General features: G+C 68.0%; 15 protein-coding genes. 4 read left to right on the forward strand and 11 right to left on the reverse strand.

The genetic code is table 11. The features are described 5' to 3' along the window. Window positions 1-5: 5 nt before the first annotated feature. From QYS60_RS05625 to QYS60_RS05645, 5 genes are read right to left on the reverse strand one after another with little or no spacing between them, the layout of a single operon-like run. Window positions 6-1,172 carry an acyl-CoA dehydrogenase family protein gene (locus QYS60_RS05625; RefSeq protein WP_003938468.1) on the reverse strand — a complete coding sequence of 389 codons (1,167 nt, stop codon included), beginning with the start codon at window positions 1,170-1,172 and terminating at the stop codon, window positions 6-8. Between the two features lie 21 nt (window positions 1,173-1,193). Further along, window positions 1,194-2,864: an AMP-binding protein gene (locus QYS60_RS05630; protein ID WP_289379524.1), complete on the reverse strand. Its 1,671-nt coding sequence runs from the start codon at window positions 2,862-2,864 to the stop codon at window positions 1,194-1,196. Next, entirely contained in the window at window positions 2,864-3,889 is a 1,026-nt protein-coding gene (locus QYS60_RS05635; RefSeq protein ID WP_003938470.1) for an LLM class flavin-dependent oxidoreductase, read from the reverse strand. The genes QYS60_RS05630 and QYS60_RS05635 overlap by 1 nt, the downstream gene beginning before the upstream one ends. Window positions 3,890-3,917: 28 nt before the next feature. Continuing rightward, the gene (locus QYS60_RS05640) at window positions 3,918-4,691 is read right to left on the reverse strand and encodes an SDR family NAD(P)-dependent oxidoreductase (protein WP_235157548.1); all 774 of its coding nucleotides are present in this window, start codon (window positions 4,689-4,691) and stop codon (window positions 3,918-3,920) included. Between the two features lie 44 nt (window positions 4,692-4,735). Beyond that, complete coding sequence (locus QYS60_RS05645; protein WP_003938472.1) at window positions 4,736-5,899, reverse strand: acyl-CoA dehydrogenase family protein; 1,164 nt, start codon at window positions 5,897-5,899, stop codon at window positions 4,736-4,738. 215 nt (window positions 5,900-6,114) lie between these two features. On the opposite strand from QYS60_RS05645, the gene QYS60_RS05650 reads away from it, so the two are divergent. The 4 genes from QYS60_RS05650 (at window position 6,115) to QYS60_RS05665 (ending at window position 9,499) form a co-directional block, all read left to right on the forward strand. Then, window positions 6,115-6,669: a nuclear transport factor 2 family protein gene (locus QYS60_RS05650; protein ID WP_289379523.1), complete on the forward strand. Its 555-nt coding sequence runs from the start codon at window positions 6,115-6,117 to the stop codon at window positions 6,667-6,669. 90 nt (window positions 6,670-6,759) lie between these two features. Next, window positions 6,760-7,935 (forward strand): thiolase family protein, encoded by a 1,176-nt coding sequence (locus QYS60_RS05655; protein WP_289379522.1) that lies wholly within the window; start codon window positions 6,760-6,762, stop codon window positions 7,933-7,935. Window positions 7,936-7,960: 25 nt separating this feature from the next. Next, complete coding sequence (locus QYS60_RS05660; RefSeq protein ID WP_003938475.1) at window positions 7,961-8,725, forward strand: SDR family NAD(P)-dependent oxidoreductase; 765 nt, start codon at window positions 7,961-7,963, stop codon at window positions 8,723-8,725. A 9-nt stretch (window positions 8,726-8,734) separates the two neighbouring features. Continuing rightward, a complete protein-coding gene (locus QYS60_RS05665) occupies window positions 8,735-9,499 on the forward strand; it encodes a crotonase/enoyl-CoA hydratase family protein (protein ID WP_003938476.1) in 765 nt (254 codons plus the stop codon). Window positions 9,500-9,625: 126 nt separating this feature from the next. On the opposite strand, the gene QYS60_RS05670 is transcribed toward QYS60_RS05665, so the two are convergent. The 6 genes from QYS60_RS05670 to QYS60_RS05695 form a co-directional block, all read right to left on the reverse strand. Next, window positions 9,626-10,789, reverse strand: a complete 1,164-nt coding sequence (locus QYS60_RS05670; RefSeq protein ID WP_371382630.1) for an ABC transporter substrate-binding protein — start codon at window positions 10,787-10,789, stop codon at window positions 9,626-9,628. Between the two features lie 17 nt (window positions 10,790-10,806). After that, window positions 10,807-11,532, reverse strand: coding sequence for an ABC transporter ATP-binding protein (locus QYS60_RS05675; protein ID WP_371382631.1), 726 nt, complete (start codon window positions 11,530-11,532; stop codon window positions 10,807-10,809). Further along, entirely contained in the window at window positions 11,516-12,334 is an 819-nt protein-coding gene (locus tag QYS60_RS05680) for an ABC transporter ATP-binding protein (protein ID WP_371382632.1), read from the reverse strand. The genes QYS60_RS05675 and QYS60_RS05680 overlap by 17 nt, the downstream gene beginning before the upstream one ends. After that, window positions 12,331-13,317 (reverse strand): branched-chain amino acid ABC transporter permease, encoded by a 987-nt coding sequence (locus QYS60_RS05685; protein ID WP_003938480.1) that lies wholly within the window; start codon window positions 13,315-13,317, stop codon window positions 12,331-12,333. The genes QYS60_RS05680 and QYS60_RS05685 overlap by 4 nt, the downstream gene beginning before the upstream one ends. Beyond that, window positions 13,314-14,204: a branched-chain amino acid ABC transporter permease gene (locus QYS60_RS05690; RefSeq protein ID WP_003938481.1), complete on the reverse strand. Its 891-nt coding sequence runs from the start codon at window positions 14,202-14,204 to the stop codon at window positions 13,314-13,316. The genes QYS60_RS05685 and QYS60_RS05690 overlap by 4 nt, the downstream gene beginning before the upstream one ends. A 96-nt stretch (window positions 14,205-14,300) precedes the next feature. Then, window positions 14,301-15,485, reverse strand: a complete 1,185-nt coding sequence (locus QYS60_RS05695; protein WP_003938482.1) for an ABC transporter substrate-binding protein — start codon at window positions 15,483-15,485, stop codon at window positions 14,301-14,303. Window positions 15,486-15,518 lie beyond the last annotated feature (33 nt).

Genomic DNA, 15,518 nt, shown 5'->3' on the forward strand with positions numbered 1-15,518 from the left:
CCCTCCTAGTAGCTTCGCGGCAGGCCCAGCACGTGCTCGGCCGTGTAGTTGAGGACCATCTCCTGGCTGATCGGCGCGATCCGCATGAGGCGGGCCTCCCGGAAGTACCGCTCGACGTGGAACTCCTTGCCGTACCCGAAGCCACCGTGGGTCTGCAGGGCCACGTCCGCGGCGTAGAAGCCGGCCTCGGCGCACAGGAACTTCGCCGCGTTCGCCTCGCGGCCGCACGGCAGTCCCTGGTCGACCATCCACGTCGCCTTGTCCAGGACCGCTTCGGCGGCGTCGAGCCGGATGCGCGCCTCGGCGAGCTGGAACGCGATGCCCTGGTTCTGACCGATGGGACGGCCGAAGACCTCGCGCTGCTTGGCGTAGTCGACGCCGCGGCGCAACGCCGCCTCACCGATTCCGAGCGCAGCGTTCGCGGAGATGACCCGCTCGGCGTTGAGGCCGCCGAGGATCGTGCGGAAGCCGTGCCCGACCTCGCCGACGACGTCCTCGTCGGCGACGAACAGCTCGTCGATGAACAGTTCGTTGGTGTCGACGGCGTTGCGGCCCATCTTGGGGATCGGCCGGATCTGCACCTTGCTGCGGTCCATCTCCGCGAACATCAGCGTCATGCCGGCGGTGCGCTTGGCGTTCTCGTCGCGGGGGCTGGTGCGGCACAGCAGGAGCATGCGCTCGGCCTCCTGCGCCTTGGTGATCCACACCTTCTTGCCGGACACCAGCCACCCGCCGTCGACCTTCTTGGCGAAGGTGCGGATGTTGGTGGTGTCCGTGCCGGCGTCCGGCTCGGTGACGGCGAACGAGGTGTGCAGCTCACCGGTGACGACGCGCGGCAGGTACTTGCGCTTCATCTCCTCGGAACCGTGGTGGATGATCGGCTCGAACCCGAAGATGCCGATGTGCACCGCGCTGCACCCGCCCATGCCGGCGCCGGACGCGGCGATCTCCCGCTCGACGATCGCGGCCTCGGTGACGCCGAGGCCGCCGCCGCCGTATTCCTCCGGGACGGTCAGGCCCATCCAGCCGCCCTCGGCCATGGCGTTGTAGAACTCCCACGGGAACTCGTGGGACTCGTCGTGCTCGGCCCAGTACTCGTCGGGGAACCGCTTGCACAGATCGCGGATCCCCCGCCGGATCTCCTCGTGCGTCTCGTTCTTGCTGTAGTCCATCTCGGTTGCCTTTCCCGGCCGTCAGACCGCAGGAACCGCGGTGCGGTCGCTGTCGGAGACCGCGGTGCGGTCGTAGGTGTCGGGGGTGATGCCCTCCTCGCGCAGGACCGCCTTGCGGACCTTCTCCGACGGCGTCTTCGGCAGTTCGCCGACGAATCGAAGGTAGCGCGGGATCGCGAAGGCCGGAATCCGGCCGTCGCACCAGGCCAGGATCTCCTCCGGGCCGACGTCACCGGTGCCCACCACCGTCGCGAGGACCTCGTCCTCACCGCCTTCGACGTCGGCGGGGACACCGATCACCGCGCACTCGACGACGGCCGGGTGGCCGAGGACCGCCTGCTCGATCTCGTAGGAGCTGATGTTCTCGCCGCGACGGCGCAACGCGTCCTTGTAGCGGTCGACGAAGTAGAACCAGCCGTCCTCGTCCTTCTTGAGGGCGTCGCCGGTGTGGAACCACAGGTTGCGCCACGCCTCGAGCGTCTTCTCGGGCATGTTGTAGTACCCCATGCTGCACGTCCACGGCTGCACCGGACGCACGACCAGCTCACCGACCTGGCCGACCTCGACCTCGCGGTCCGTCTCCGGGTCGACCAGGCGGATGTCGAACCACTCCGAGGCGGCGAGTCCCGCCGCGCCGGCCGGCCGGGGCACCCCGTAGGGCGCGACGATCGGTGCGCAGGTCTCCGTGAGCCCGAACGCGTCGACGAACGCCTCGATGCCGTAGCGCTTCTTGAAGTCGTCGACGATCGAGGACGCCGTGGGCGCCGCGTAGACGCAGCGCAGGCGGTTGTCCAGGTCGTTCTCGCGCGGCGGCTGCTTCCACGCGAAGTCCATCATGACGCCGACGAAGTTGGTGACGGTGACGTCGTCGTCGCGCACGTGGTCGATCCAGCGGCTCGCGCTGAACTTCGGCCGCACCACGGCCCGCGCGCCGGCGACCAGTGCGGGATAGACCGCCATGAACTGGGCGTTGCCGTGGAACAGCGGGGTGGTGGTGAGGTAGGTGTCCTCCCGGGTCAGCCGGGTGAAGCACACCACCTCCTGCGCGAAGAAGTACAACTGCGAGTTCGGCATGGCCACGCCCTTGGACGGGCCGGTGGTTCCGGAGGTGAAGAAGATCGCCCCGAGATCCTGGGGCCGGGCCTGCGGCAGCTCCTGCACCGCACCCGATTCCAGCGTCTCCCACGCTTCGGCGTCCCATCCGTGGGCGCGCAGCAGTTCGACGGCGCGGTCCCGGCTTCCGGTGCCCGAGTCGATCACCCAGAACTTCTCGATGCCGCGCGCGTGCTCGGCGATCGTCACGAAGCGTTCGGCGTAGGTGTCGTCGACGACCGCCCACCGTGGCTCGACGGTCACCACCTGGTGACGGAGGAACTCACCCTCGTAGTTGGTGTTGATCGGCACCTCGACGAGCGCGCCGACGGCCGTGGCGAACCAGGAGCGCACGAGCTGGGACGAATTCTGCGCCATGATGACGACGCGGTCGCCCTGCTGCGCACCGGCCCGGTACCAGGTGCTCGCGATCCGCTCGGCGGAGGAGAGCATCTCGGCGTAGGTGAAGCGCCGGTTCTCTTCCGGCGTGACGAGGAACTCCGAATCCGGCTGGGACGCAGCGTACGTGCGCAGCACGTGGTCGAGCGTCCACTCCTCCGGATCGGTGAAGGTCGGTTTCAGATCGGTGTAGGTCTGCATCAGGACAACTCCCGGTTCGCGGGGATCGCTGTGATCGACGGAACGATTTCCTTGCCGAGCCGGGCGATGGCCGCGATGGTCTCGTCCGCGTCCATCGTCGGCCACTGCGGACGCATCAGCAGCGGATCGACGGGCATGGTGGTCACCAGGTCGGTCAGCTGCGCGACGACCTGCTCGGGATCACCGACGACGGCGTGGCTCGACACCGCCTTGGCGAACTCGTTCTCGAGGTCGGTGCCCTTCATGACGTCGAGGCCCTTGTTCGCGTAGGTGAGGTAGCGGCCTTGCGCCACCCGCGCGTATTCCTGCATCGCCTGCTCGCGGGTGTCGGCGACCAGCACGTTGCGCCGCAGCGGCTGGGGGCCGAATTCCTTGCCGCGTTCGGCGAAGAGATCACGGACGACCCGGAAGCGTTCGAGCACTTCCTCTTTCGGGGTCTCCGGGGGCGTCGCGTAGGCGTCACCGTACTTGCCGGCGCGGCGGACACCGCCCATCGCGTGCGCACCGATCCAGATCGGCGGGTGCGGATCCTGCACGGGGAACAGGTGTGGTTTGACGCCCTCGAGCTGGAAGTACTTGCCGTGGAAGGTGACCTCTTCTTCCGTCCACAGCTTCTTCATGATCTGCAGCGACTCGTCGAACCGCCCGGCGCGCTGCTTGAACGGGATGCCGAGGTAGTCGAATTCCTCGGGCCGGTAGCCGAGCCCGGCACCGAAGATGAGCCGGCCCTCGGTGACCACGTCGAGCGTGGCGATCTCCTCGGCCAGCATCACCGGGTGGTACAGCGGCGCGATCATGATCTGGGTGACGAGCTTGACGTTCGGCTCGACGTGCGCGGCGAGGCGGGCGAGCAGCGGGACGGGCTGCAGCCACCGCAGTTCCCCGTAGAGGAAGTGCTGACCGATCGCGATGTAGGTGAAGCCGTTCTCCTGCGCCGCATCGACGATGCGCAGTACATCCTTGAACTGCTGTGCGGGGCTCACCGACTTCGGAACGTCGCTGAGCAGCAAGCCGACCTGAACCATGGTCCTGTCCTCCCGGTCGAAGTGGTCGTTACTGAGCGGTGAGTCCGCCGTCGACCGGAATGGTCACGCCGGTGATGTAGCTGGCATCGTCACTGTTGAGGAAGGCGATCACCGAGGCGATCTCCTCCGGCTGCGCGCCCCGGCCCAGCGGGATGGTGGCGACGAAGTCCTTGGTCAGAGCCGAGACGTCGGCGCCGGGCTCGCGGCCGAAGAACTGCGAGAGCATCGGGGTGACGACCTGCCCGGGGCAGATGACGTTGACCCGGATGCCGTCCTTCGCGCCGAGCAGGGCGAGGGAGCGGCCGAACGGGACGAGCGAACCCTTCGTCATCGAGTAGATCGGGCTGAAGGGCGAACCGATGAGTGCCGACGTCGACGACGTGAGCGTCACCGACCCCTTGCCCTCGGCCTTCTTCAGCAGCTCGAACCCGAGCGTCGTGGAGTAGTACGCGCTCTTGACGTTGACCGCGATGTTCTTCTCCCACTGCGCGTCGTCGACGTCGAGGCCGCCCGGGCCGGGCATGCCGACCTGGGCGTGCAGTGCGTGCAGGACTCCGTGGTCGGCGTCGATCTTGCCGAACAGCGAGCGGAGATCGGCGTTGTTCGTCGCGTCCACCCGCATCGGAGTGGCCTGACCGCCCTCGGCCCGGATCTCCTCGGCGACGGTGACCGCCCCGTCCTCGGACAGGTCGGCGACGTACACGTGACCGCCCTCCTGGGCGATGCGATGGCTGATCGCGCGGCCCATGCCCGAACCGCCACCGATGATCGCGGCGATACGTCCCTCGTAACGACCCAGCATTTCGTTCACCTCGTTCTCGATAAGTTCTTCGTTGATGTGCAATGTCAGGCGCGCTGATCGAACGTGCGGCCCAGCAGTTCGGAGACGATCCGGGTGCGCTGCATGGTCGGTGTGCCGCCGGCCAGTGCCCATCCGTGCGAATCGCGGTGCAGCCGCTCGATTCCGAACTCCTCGGTGTACCCGTTGCCGCCGTGCAGCTGGATGGCCATGTCGGTGACGCGCTTGGCCATTTCGTTGGCGGTGCACTTGGCGAGGGAGACCTCGAGCGGATCGGGCAGGCCGTCGGTGATGTTGGCGACCGCGCGGTCGCGGAGCAGGCGAGCGGCCTCGACCTGCAGGACCATGTCGGCCAGCGTCATCTGGACGGACTGGAACTCCACGAGCGGCTTGCCGAACTGGTAGCGCTCCTGCACGTAGGTGATGGTCCGGTCGAGCGCCTCCTGCCCGATGGCCAGGCTCATGGTCGTGTTGCCCAGGCGCTCGATGGTGAACGCGCCGAACAGCTTCCGGAACCCACCGGCCTCCGCGACGATGTTCTCCTCCGGGACGACCACGTCGTCGTAGAAGATGTCGGCCGAGGGGATCCCCCGGAAGCCCATGAGCTTCTCGCGCGCGCCGAAACTGATGCCGGGCCGGTCGGCCTCGACGAGGACCGCTCCGATGCCCTTGGCGCCGGGGGCGTCGCCCATGCGGCAGTAGGTGAGGTAGACGTCGGCCTCGCTGCCGTTGGAGATCCACCGCTTCATGCCGTTGACCACGACACCCTCGTCGGTGCGCACGGCCTTGGTCGTCATGTCGGTGGCGGCGGAGCCGGCGTCGGGCTCGGAGATGGCGACCGCCATGGTCTTCTCCCCCGCGACGATCTGCGGCAGGAACGTCTTCTTCTGGTGTTCCGTGCCCAGTCGGGCGATGGCCTGAGCCGGTCCGGTGTTGGATTCGAAGATCTGGAAGGCCGCCGGCCGGCAGACCTTGGCGAACTCCTCGATCACCGCCAGGGCGTGGGACAGCGGAGCGCCGGATCCTCCGTATTCCTCCGGCAACGAGATGCCGAGGTACCCCAGCTCACCGAGGAAGCGGCGCTCGTCGTGCGGGAAGGCGGTGCGTTCGAGATCCCACTGCGCAGCCTTCGGTGCGTAGCGCTCCCGGGCTACGGTCGCCGCGGCCGCACGGATGTCCCGGAGCTCGTCGTCGACGTGCGCTTTCGCCATGTCCCCACCTTTCTGTGTTCATCATTAACCTAAAGCGCCCGCCAGATGTGGTCAAGGTCACTCAGTTCGATGACTCACATACTAACCATGATAATGATTAAGAGGCAACGGGTTGTCGCACAGTTCTCTCACGTCGCGGGGCGTCGCCCCCTTCCCTGCCGGTACGTCATGATGTGTAATACATCACAATCGTTATCATTATTCAGGGAGGTCACATGACGACCGTCGATCCGCGTCCCGGCACTCTCGAGGCGCTGGCTCACCGCCTCACCCGCCTCGAGGACCGGGCCCGCATCCAGGACCTCGTCGCCGCCTACGCCATCGCGGTGGACGATCACGACATCGAGACGCTGTTGTCGCTGTTCACCGAGGACGGCGAGTTCGAACGGGCCGGCTCCGTCGCCCACGGGCACGAGGAGATCCGCGAGTTCTACGTCGCCGCCATGGACAGGTACAGCCTGACCCTGCACTCCCCGCTCAGCGACCAGATCTGCGTCGAGGGCGACACTGCTCGCGGATTGCTCACGGGCAGAGCTGAACTCGCCCTCGACGGCACTCTCGTGATGGCCGCCTACCGGTACTCCGACGAGTACGTCCGCGACCGTGACCGATGGCTGTTCCGGCGACGGAGCCTGCGGTTCATGTACGCCGTGCCGTTCGAGAAGATGAATGCAGGATTGTGCACGACCGAACGCATCCAGTGGCCCGGCACCCACCCCCAGCGCGCCGACTTCCCCGAAAGCCTGCCCACCTGGTCCACCTACCGGTGAGCCGCGGTGTGATGCACGCCATATCGAGCGCCTGGCCGTGGTCTATAGTAACCATCATCATGAATTAGTCCCGCGAGTGGAGGAGAGCCCATGACCCGCGCCGTCATCGTCGATGCCGTCCGGTCCCCCGTCGGCCGGGGCAGAGCGCAGGGCGCGCTGGCCGGCGTGCACCCCAGCGATCTGCTCGGCCAGGTCCTGGCCGGGCTGGTCGCCCGCAACGACCTCGACCCCGGCCTGATCGACGACGTCGTCATCGGCTGCGTCAACCAGTCCGGCGAACAGTCCGCCACACCGGGCCGGCAGGCCCTGCTCGCGGCCGGATTCCCCACCCACGTGCCGTCGGTGACCGTCGAACGCAAGTGCGGCTCCGGCCAGCAGGCGATCGACTTCGCGGTCCAGGGCATCGTCGCCGGCGCGTACGACATCGTCGTCGCCGGCGGCGTCGAATCGATGAGCCGGGTCCCGATGGGATCGGCGGCCATGGGCAAGGACCCGCACGGGCCCGCCGTCCGCGAACGCTTCCCCGATCTCGTCCCGCAGGGCATCGCCGCGGAACTCGTCGCGCAGAAGTGGGCCCTGAGCCGCGCCGAACTGGACGAGTACTCGGCCCGCTCGCACGAGCGCGCCGCACATGCGCGCGCCGCCGGATGGTTCGACGGTGAGATCGTCCCTGTCACGACGCCCACCGGAGTGGTCACCGCCGACGAGACCATCCGCGAGGGTACCACCGCCGAGCGGCTCGCCGGACTGCCCGCGGCCTTCGGCACCGACACCTGGCGTGAGCGCTTCCCCGACCTGGATTGGAAGGTCACCGCGGGCAACTCCTCGCAGATCTCCGACGGCGCGTCCGCCCTGCTGATCATGTCCGAGGCGAAAGCCGCCGCCCTCGGTCTGCGCCCGCGGGCCGCGATCGTGGCCTCCGCGGTCGTGGGTGACGATCCCACCCTCATGCTCACCGGCCCCATTCCCGCCACCGAGAAGGTCCTCGCCCGGGCCGGACTGTCGGTCGCAGACATCGCCGCCTTCGAGGTCAACGAGGCGTTCGCGTCCGTCCCCCTCGCCTGGCAGCGCGAGATCGGCGCGTCCGACGACGTCCTGAACCCGGTGGGCGGCGCCGTCGCCCTCGGACATCCGCTGGGCGCGTCCGGGGCCCGGCTGGCGACCACGCTGATCGGCCACCTCGAACGCACCGGCGGCCGCTACGGCCTGCAGACCATGTGCGAGGCCGGCGGCATGGCCAACGCAACGATCGTGGAACGGCTCTGAATTCCTCTCGAAGACAGGAGAAGTCATGGACATGACCAACGGATCGGCGGTCGTCACCGGCGGGGCCTCCGGCCTCGGCCTGGCCACCGTCAAGCGCTTCGTCGGCCTCGGCGTGCCGACGGTGATCCTCGACCTGCCCACCTCGGACGGGGAGGTCGTCGCCAAGGAACTCGGTGAACTCGCCGTGTTCGCCCCGGCCGACGTCACCGATCCCGACGCGGTGAACCGCGCGCTCGACGCGGCCGAGGAGCGTGCTCCCCTGCGCGCCGTCGTGCACTGCGCCGGCCGCGGCGGCACCGTCCGCGTCGTCGAGAAGGACGGCACCCCCGGGTCGCTCGACATGTACGAGAACCTGATCCGGATCAACCTGATCGGCTCGTTCAACGTGCTGCGCCTGTCGGCCGCCCGGATGGTGAACAACGAACCCGTCGACGGCGAACGCGGCGTCGTCGTCCTCACCGCGTCGGTCGCGGCGTGGGAGGGCCAGATCGGCCAGATCCCCTACGCCTCCGCCAAGGCCGGAGTCGTCGGCATGACCCTCGTCGCCGCCCGTGACCTCGCCCGGAAGCTGGTGCGGGTCAACAGCATCGCCCCCGGCACCTTCGACACGCCGATCCTGTCCCGGTTCTCGCAGGAGATCCGTGACGGTCTCGCCGCCCAGACCCCGCACCCCGCCCGTCTCGGGCAGCCCGACGAGTACGCGAAGCTCGCCCTGTCGATCGTGGACAACGCGATGATCAACGGCGAGACGATCCGCATCGACGGCGCGATCCGCATGCAGCCCCGATAGGAGACAGACATGGACACCCCCGTACACGTCGAACAGTCCGACGGCGTGCAGATCATCACGATAAACCGGCCCGAGGTGCGCAATGCGATCGACACCGAGACCGCCGTCGCGATCGCTGCCGCCCTCGAGGAACTCGACGCCCGCGACGACCTCGTCGCCGGCGTCGTCACCGGTGCCGGGAAGACCTTCTGCACCGGCATGGACCTGAAGGCCTTCCTCGCCGGCGAACGCCCCTCCGTCGAGGGTCGCGGCTTCGCGGGCATCACCGAGAAGTCCTCCGACAAGCCGATCATCGCGGCGGTCGAAGGGCACGCCGTCGCAGGCGGTTTCGAGATCGTACTCGCGTGCGACCTCGTCGTCGCGTCGGAGACCGCCGTCTTCGGCCTGCCGGAGGTCAAGCGCGGCCTGCTCGCCGGGGGTGGCGGTCTGCTGCGGTTGCCGCGCAAGGTTCCCCATCAGCTCGCCGTCGAATGGAGCCTCACCGGCGAGTACTTCACGGCGCACACCGCGTACGAGGCGAAGCTGCTCAACCGGCTCGTCCCGGAGGGGCAGGCGCTGACCGAGGCCGTCGCGCTGGCGAAGGCGATCGCGAAGAACGGCCCGCTCGCGGTGCGCGCCACCAAGCAGATCATCGCGCAGGCCCGGGACTGGTCCAACGACGAGGAGTTCGAGCGCATGCGCGAGATCTACGAGCCGGTGCGTTCCTCCGCCGACGCGAAGGAAGGCGCGCTGGCGTTCAAGGAGAAGCGCGAACCGGTCTGGCAGGGACGCTGACCGAACGACGCGGGGCCCGGGGATTTCTCCCCGGGCCCCGTTCGTGTTCGTGCCCTCCGCAGTTGGACCGAATGTCACATCGCGTCGATCTGATCGACGCGATGTGACATTCGGCCACAGCAAGAGTCAGGCCGACGGCTTCGACACGACCACCTCACGGCTGCCGTCCCATTCGACGAGCACACCCGGGGTACGCATGTCGTGGCCCTCGAACGTGATCTCGCCCTGCGCGCCGTCGAACCCTTCCGCGGTGACCTGCTCGAGGCCGCGCTGGATGTCCTCGCGGGACGCGCCGCCGGACGCCTTGATCGCCCGTGCCAGCAGCCAGGCAGCGTCGTACCCCTCGGCCGCGTAGTTCAGCGGGTCCTCGTTGTACTTCGCCCGGTACGCCGCGACGAACTCCTGGGACGACGGTGCCGGCTGGTCGAGGGTGAAGTTGGCGGTCCAGAACATGCCGGCTCCGTCGGCGCCCGCCGGGACGAGGTTCTTCGCGCCGGCCCCGGTCTGGCCCAGCACCGGTCCCGTGTAGCCGGCCTGACGCAACTGCCGCATGGCCGTGGCGTTCTGGGCGCCGGTGAGCAACATCGCCACCGCGTCGGGCCGTTCCCCGGCGATCTTCGTCGCCGAGGACGCGAAGTCCTGGGTGGTGTTCTGCACGGACGTGGTCGAGACGATCTCGTAGCCGTGCTCGGACTGCCCCTCGGGCAGGTTCTTCTCCGCCATCTCCGCCAGAGCCGGGTTGGCGGCGTTGAACAGCACGCTGACCCGCTCGACGCCGAGGTCCTCGAGGTGGGCCAGGGAAGTGCCGATGTGTGTGGTCTGCGGCGGCGTCGCGCGGAAGGTGTAATCGCCGCCGAGCACACCGTCGCTGGCGGATTGGGTGTAGACGGTCGGCAGCTTCGCCCGGTCCACGATCGGGGAGATCGCGATGGCCTGAGCGCTGGAGATGCCACCGAGCAGCGCGCTGACCGACCGGTCCGCCGTCGCCTCGGTCGCCTGGCTCACGGCGGTCTGCGTGTCGCTGGCGGCGTCCCGGCTCTCGAGCACGAGGGTGGAGTCGCCGAGGAATCCACTGCTGTTGACCTGTTCGACGGCGAGTTCGATGCCCCGGAACTGGGGCAGGCCACCGAAGGCGGTCAGACCGGTCTTGTCGGTCACCGAGACGATCTTGATCTCGGCGGGCATCTCGCCGGACCCGACGGTCCCGCCGCCGCCCGACCCGCACGCGGTGGTCAGGGCGAGGCCGGCGACACCGGCGAACGCAGCGACGGCAATACGTTTGTTCTTCATTCTCTTCCGTTCTCGGTTCAGTTGTCGGTTCCGGTCAGCGCGGCTTCACCGAGGAAGGCCAGCACCACCGACGAGTGGTTGCGTGCCTCGTCGACCGGCCCGGAGTACACCGATTCACCGCGATTGACAACGACGACGTCGTCCGCGATCCGCATGCCGGCCTCGGCGTTCTGCTCGACCATGAGAACGCCGATGCCCCGGTCGGCGATGGTGCGCACGCTGGCCATGACCCGGTCGACCACGGCGGGGGCCAGCCCCATGGACGGCTCGTCCATGAGGATGTACTCGGGCTGCGACATGAGGCTGCGGCCGAAGGCGAGCATCTGCTGCTCGCCGCCGCTGAGCAGACCGGCGGGCCCGGACTGCCGCTCCTCCAGGATGGGGAACATCTCGAACACGGTCCGCATCGATTCCTCGCGGGCCTTCTTCGACGCCACCAGGCCACCGATCTTGAGGTTCTCGTGCACGGTGAGCGAGCCGAACACCTTGCGGCCCTCGGGCACCAGCGAGATGCCGCGCTTGAGGATCCGGTGGGCGGCCCAGCCCTTGATCGACTCACCGTCGACGAGGACGTCGCCGGAGGTGGGCGTGGTCAGGCCTGCGACGGTGCGCAGGGTGGTGGTCTTGCCGGCGCCGTTGGCACCGAGGACGAGCGTCACCCGGCCCGGCCGCGCGGTGACGGACACCCCGCGTACCGCACTGACCTTGCCGTAATCGACGTGCAGATCACGAATCTCGATCATCGTTGTCCTGCTTTCCGAGATAGGCCTCGCGCACCGCCGGATCGCGCACCACGTCGGCGGGGGCACCGGAGGCGATGAGCTGTCCGGAGTTCATGGCGAACAGGTGATCGCAGACGTCCACCATCATCTGCACGTCGTGTTCGACGATCAGCTGGGTGAGTCCTTCCGCACGCAGGTCGGACATCAGCCGGCCGATCTCCTCACGTTCGAAGCGATTCATGCCGGCGGTGGGTTCGTCGAGCAGCAGCAGCTTCGGCGACATCACGATCGCGCGGGCGATCTCGACCCGGCGCTGCAGACCGTACGAGAGCTGACCCGGGCGCAGCTTCTCCTTGCCGTCGAGCCCGGTGCGGTCGAGCGCGGTGTGCACGGCCGCCTCGGCGGCGTCGCGCTCGGTGCTGTCGACCCGCCGCCACCACCGTCGCGGTCCTGCGATCAGGTCGTGCCCGAGCTGGACGTTCTCGTGCACGGTGAGATCGTCGAGGAGGCGGACGGTCTGGAAGGTGCGTCCGATGCCGAGCCGGGCCACCTGCTCGGGCCGGACACCGGAGAAGTCCCGGTCCTCGAAGTACATCGATCCGCGGGTCAGGGGCGTGAGCCGGGTGACGGCGCCGAGCAGTGTGCTCTTACCCGAGCCGTTGGGTCCGAGGATTCCGGAGATCAGACCGCGCTCGAGACCGAGGGTGATGCCGTCGACCGCCTTGATGCCACCGAAGTGGACCGCGAGGTCCTCGACACGCAGCACCTGATCCGGAATCCGCCGGCCGGGAACACCTTCGTGGGGAACGGCTTCGGTGGTCATCGCGATTCTCCTGTCGGGGCGGAGTGGGCGCCGGTGCCCGCGAGTTCGGCACCGAGTTCGGCGGCGGCCTCGTCGTCGGCGGCGTCGGCGCGACGTTCCGCTTCCGCCTCGTCCTCGAGCGCCGCGCTGTCGCGGCGGGCAGTGCGGCGACGGTACAGGTCGGTGACGACGCCGGTGATGCCGCCGGGCATGAAGATCGCGGCGATGGCGACGATGATGCCGTAGACAATGCTCTGGTAGGTGCCCACCTGCTCCAGCATCACCGGCAGCCAGGTGAAGATGAGGGCACCGATGAGCACGCCGAGCCAGGACCGGGAGCCACCGACGATGATGATCGTCAGGGCGAGCACGATCAACGGGAAGCCGATGTTCTCCGGGGCGATGGCCGTCATCATCAGGATGTTCAGGGCGCCACCGAGCGCGCCGAGCACACCACTGATCACGAAGGACATCCGGCGGTAGCGGGCGACGTTGACACCCATGGCCGAGGCGAGTTCCGGGTCTTCGCGGACCGCCTCGATGCGCCGGCCCATGCTGCCGCGCTCGCTGAAGATCATCGCTGCGACGACGACCGCGCAGACGACGGCCAGGTGCGGGACGGAGATCTCCGGGGTGGTGAGCACACCGAACAGGCCGACCGAGCCACCGGTGAGTTCACCGCCGTTGTGGGCGACGACGGTGACGATCATGACGAACGCGACGGTGGCCATCGCCAGGTACAGGCCGGTGAGACGTTGCAGGATCAGCGAGAGCAGGTATCCGGTGACCGCACAGATCGCGACGATGGCGGCGGTCGCGGAGATCGCGTCGAATCCGTAGTGCAGCACGAAGATCGCGGTGCCGTAGGAACCCATGCCGTAGAACGCGGCGCCGGCGAAGGAGAACACTCCCATCCGGAACTGGATCTGGATGCTCAGGGCGAGCAGCAGGACCGTGAACGTGCTCTGGATGAGGACGATGTTGGAGAAGTAGAAGTCGCTCATACCCGTCGCACCTCCTTCCTTCCGAAGATGCCCTGCGGCCGCAGCAGCAGAACAGCGAGGATGAGGCCGAAGCCGACGGCGTCGACCCAACCGCCCCCGGTGTAGCGGAGCACCAGGACCTCGGAGAACGCGAGCACCATGGCACCGAGTGCGGCGCCGCCGGTACTGCCCACACCACCGAGGATGATGATGGCGAATGCCTTGATGAGCAGGGTTTCACCGCTCTCGGCCGTGATGGCGCCGAGGTTGTAGGTGAGCAGGGCACCGGCGAGACCGGCGAGACCGCCCGACACCGCCATGGTCAGCAGCGACAGCTGGCGCCGCTTGACGCCCATCAGTTCGGCGGTCTCCGAGTCCACGCCGATGGCCCGCAGGGCGAGACCGTGGCTGGTGTTCTTGAGCCAGAAGGAGATCGCCAGCGTGAGGATCAGGGCGCAACCGAGCACGATCAGCCCCGTGCTCGTCAGTCGCAACCCCCCGATCGTGTAGACCGACGTCTCGTAGGAGCTGCCGACGAAACCGAACGGCTCGCTCAGCGTGCGGAACTGCACGATCGCCACCGGGATGGTGCCGATACCGATACCGCCGATGAGGATCTGCAGTTCGGCCGTCCGCTGGTTCTTGGCCCGGCGCAGGATGGGCTGGAACGCGAAGACGTCGATGGCCGCCGAGAGCGCCGCGCCCACCACGACGGAGATCAGGCAGACGGTGACGAGCCCGAGCCCGACGTTGGAGACGATCTGGGAGGCCACGAACGCGGAGAACATGAAGATCCCGCCGTGGGCGAAGTTGAGGATGTCGATCGTTCCCCAGGAGATGCTCATTCCCAGGCAGAAGAGCAGGTAGATGGAGCCGAGCACGAGTGCGTCGATCACCAGCTGTGACATGACCCCTGCCTTCCTCCGGCCGGGTTGCCCCGGTGACTGTGCGATGTTCCGGTCATTCGTCGAACTCCTTGGTGCACGGGTGCGGTGAGGTCCGCACTATTCCGTCGATTCCTGGCCGTCGAGCAGCACTTCTTCCGTGCCGTTCCATTCGACGAGCACGCCGTCGACGCGCATGTCGTTGCCTTCGAAGCGCACCGGCCCGAGCGCGCCGTCGAAGCCCTCGGCCACGACCTGCTCGAGACCGCGCTGCAGGTCGTCGCGGGACGCACCGCCCGAGTTCTTGGCCGCGTGGGCGAGCATCCAGGTCGCGTCGTAGCCCTCGGCCGCGTAGTTCAGCGGGTTCTCCCCGTTGTACTTGGCGCGGTACGCCTCGACGAACTGCTGGGACGTCTCGTTCTTCTGGTGGAAGCTGAAGTCGGTGGCCCAGTACATTCCCGCTCCCGCGGCACCCGCCGGGGCGAGGTTGCCCGCGCCGGCGGCCGGGTTGCCGACGACGGGGCCGGTGTAGCCCGCCTGGCGCAGCTGCGACATGGCGGTGGAGTTGCCGGCACCGACGAGCAGGACGATCACGGCGTCGGGGTTCTCACCGGCGATCTTCGTTGCGGTGGTACCGAAGTCCTGGGTCGTGGCCTGGACGGAGGTGCTCGACAGGATCCGGTAGCCGTACTTGTCCTGGCCCTCGGGGATGGTCTTCTCGCCGAGTCCGGCGAGCGTGACGTTGCCCGCGTTGTAGAGCACGCTGACGGTCTCGGCGCCCTGCTGCTGCAGGCGCTCGAGTGCCTTGACGAAGTAGGTCTCCATCGGCGCCGTCGCGCGGTAGGTGTAGTCGCCGATGACGACACCCTCGCTGCCGGACTGGGTGAAGATCGTCGGCAGCCCGGCGCGTTCCACGAGCGGGGCGATCGCGACGGCGTGGGCGCTGAGGACCGGGCCGAGCAGGGCGCTGACGCTCTTGTCGGTCAGCGCCTCCGTGGCCTGGCTGACGGCGGTCTGCGTGTCGCTCGCCGAATCGCGCTTCTGCAGAACGATCTTCGAATCCCCCAGGTAGTTCTGGTCGTTGATCTCCTCGATGGCGAGTTCGATGCCCTTGAGCTGACTGTTCCCGACGTAGGCCGTGGTGCCGGTCTGGTCGGTCACGGAGACGACCTTGATCTCGGCCGGTAGATCACCGTCGGCGACGGTGCTGTTCCCCCCGGAACTGCAGGCGGCCGCGAAGAGGACGCCGAACGCGCTCGCAGCGCCGAGCAGGCGGCGCCGGACTTTCCGGTCGACTCGAGACATGTGTGCACCTTCCGGTCGAATGATATGCATCAT

This window comes from Rhodococcus sp. GXMU-t2271, from assembly GCF_041414735.1.
Taxonomy (GTDB): Bacteria; Actinomycetota; Actinomycetes; order Mycobacteriales; family Mycobacteriaceae; genus Rhodococcus; species Rhodococcus indonesiensis.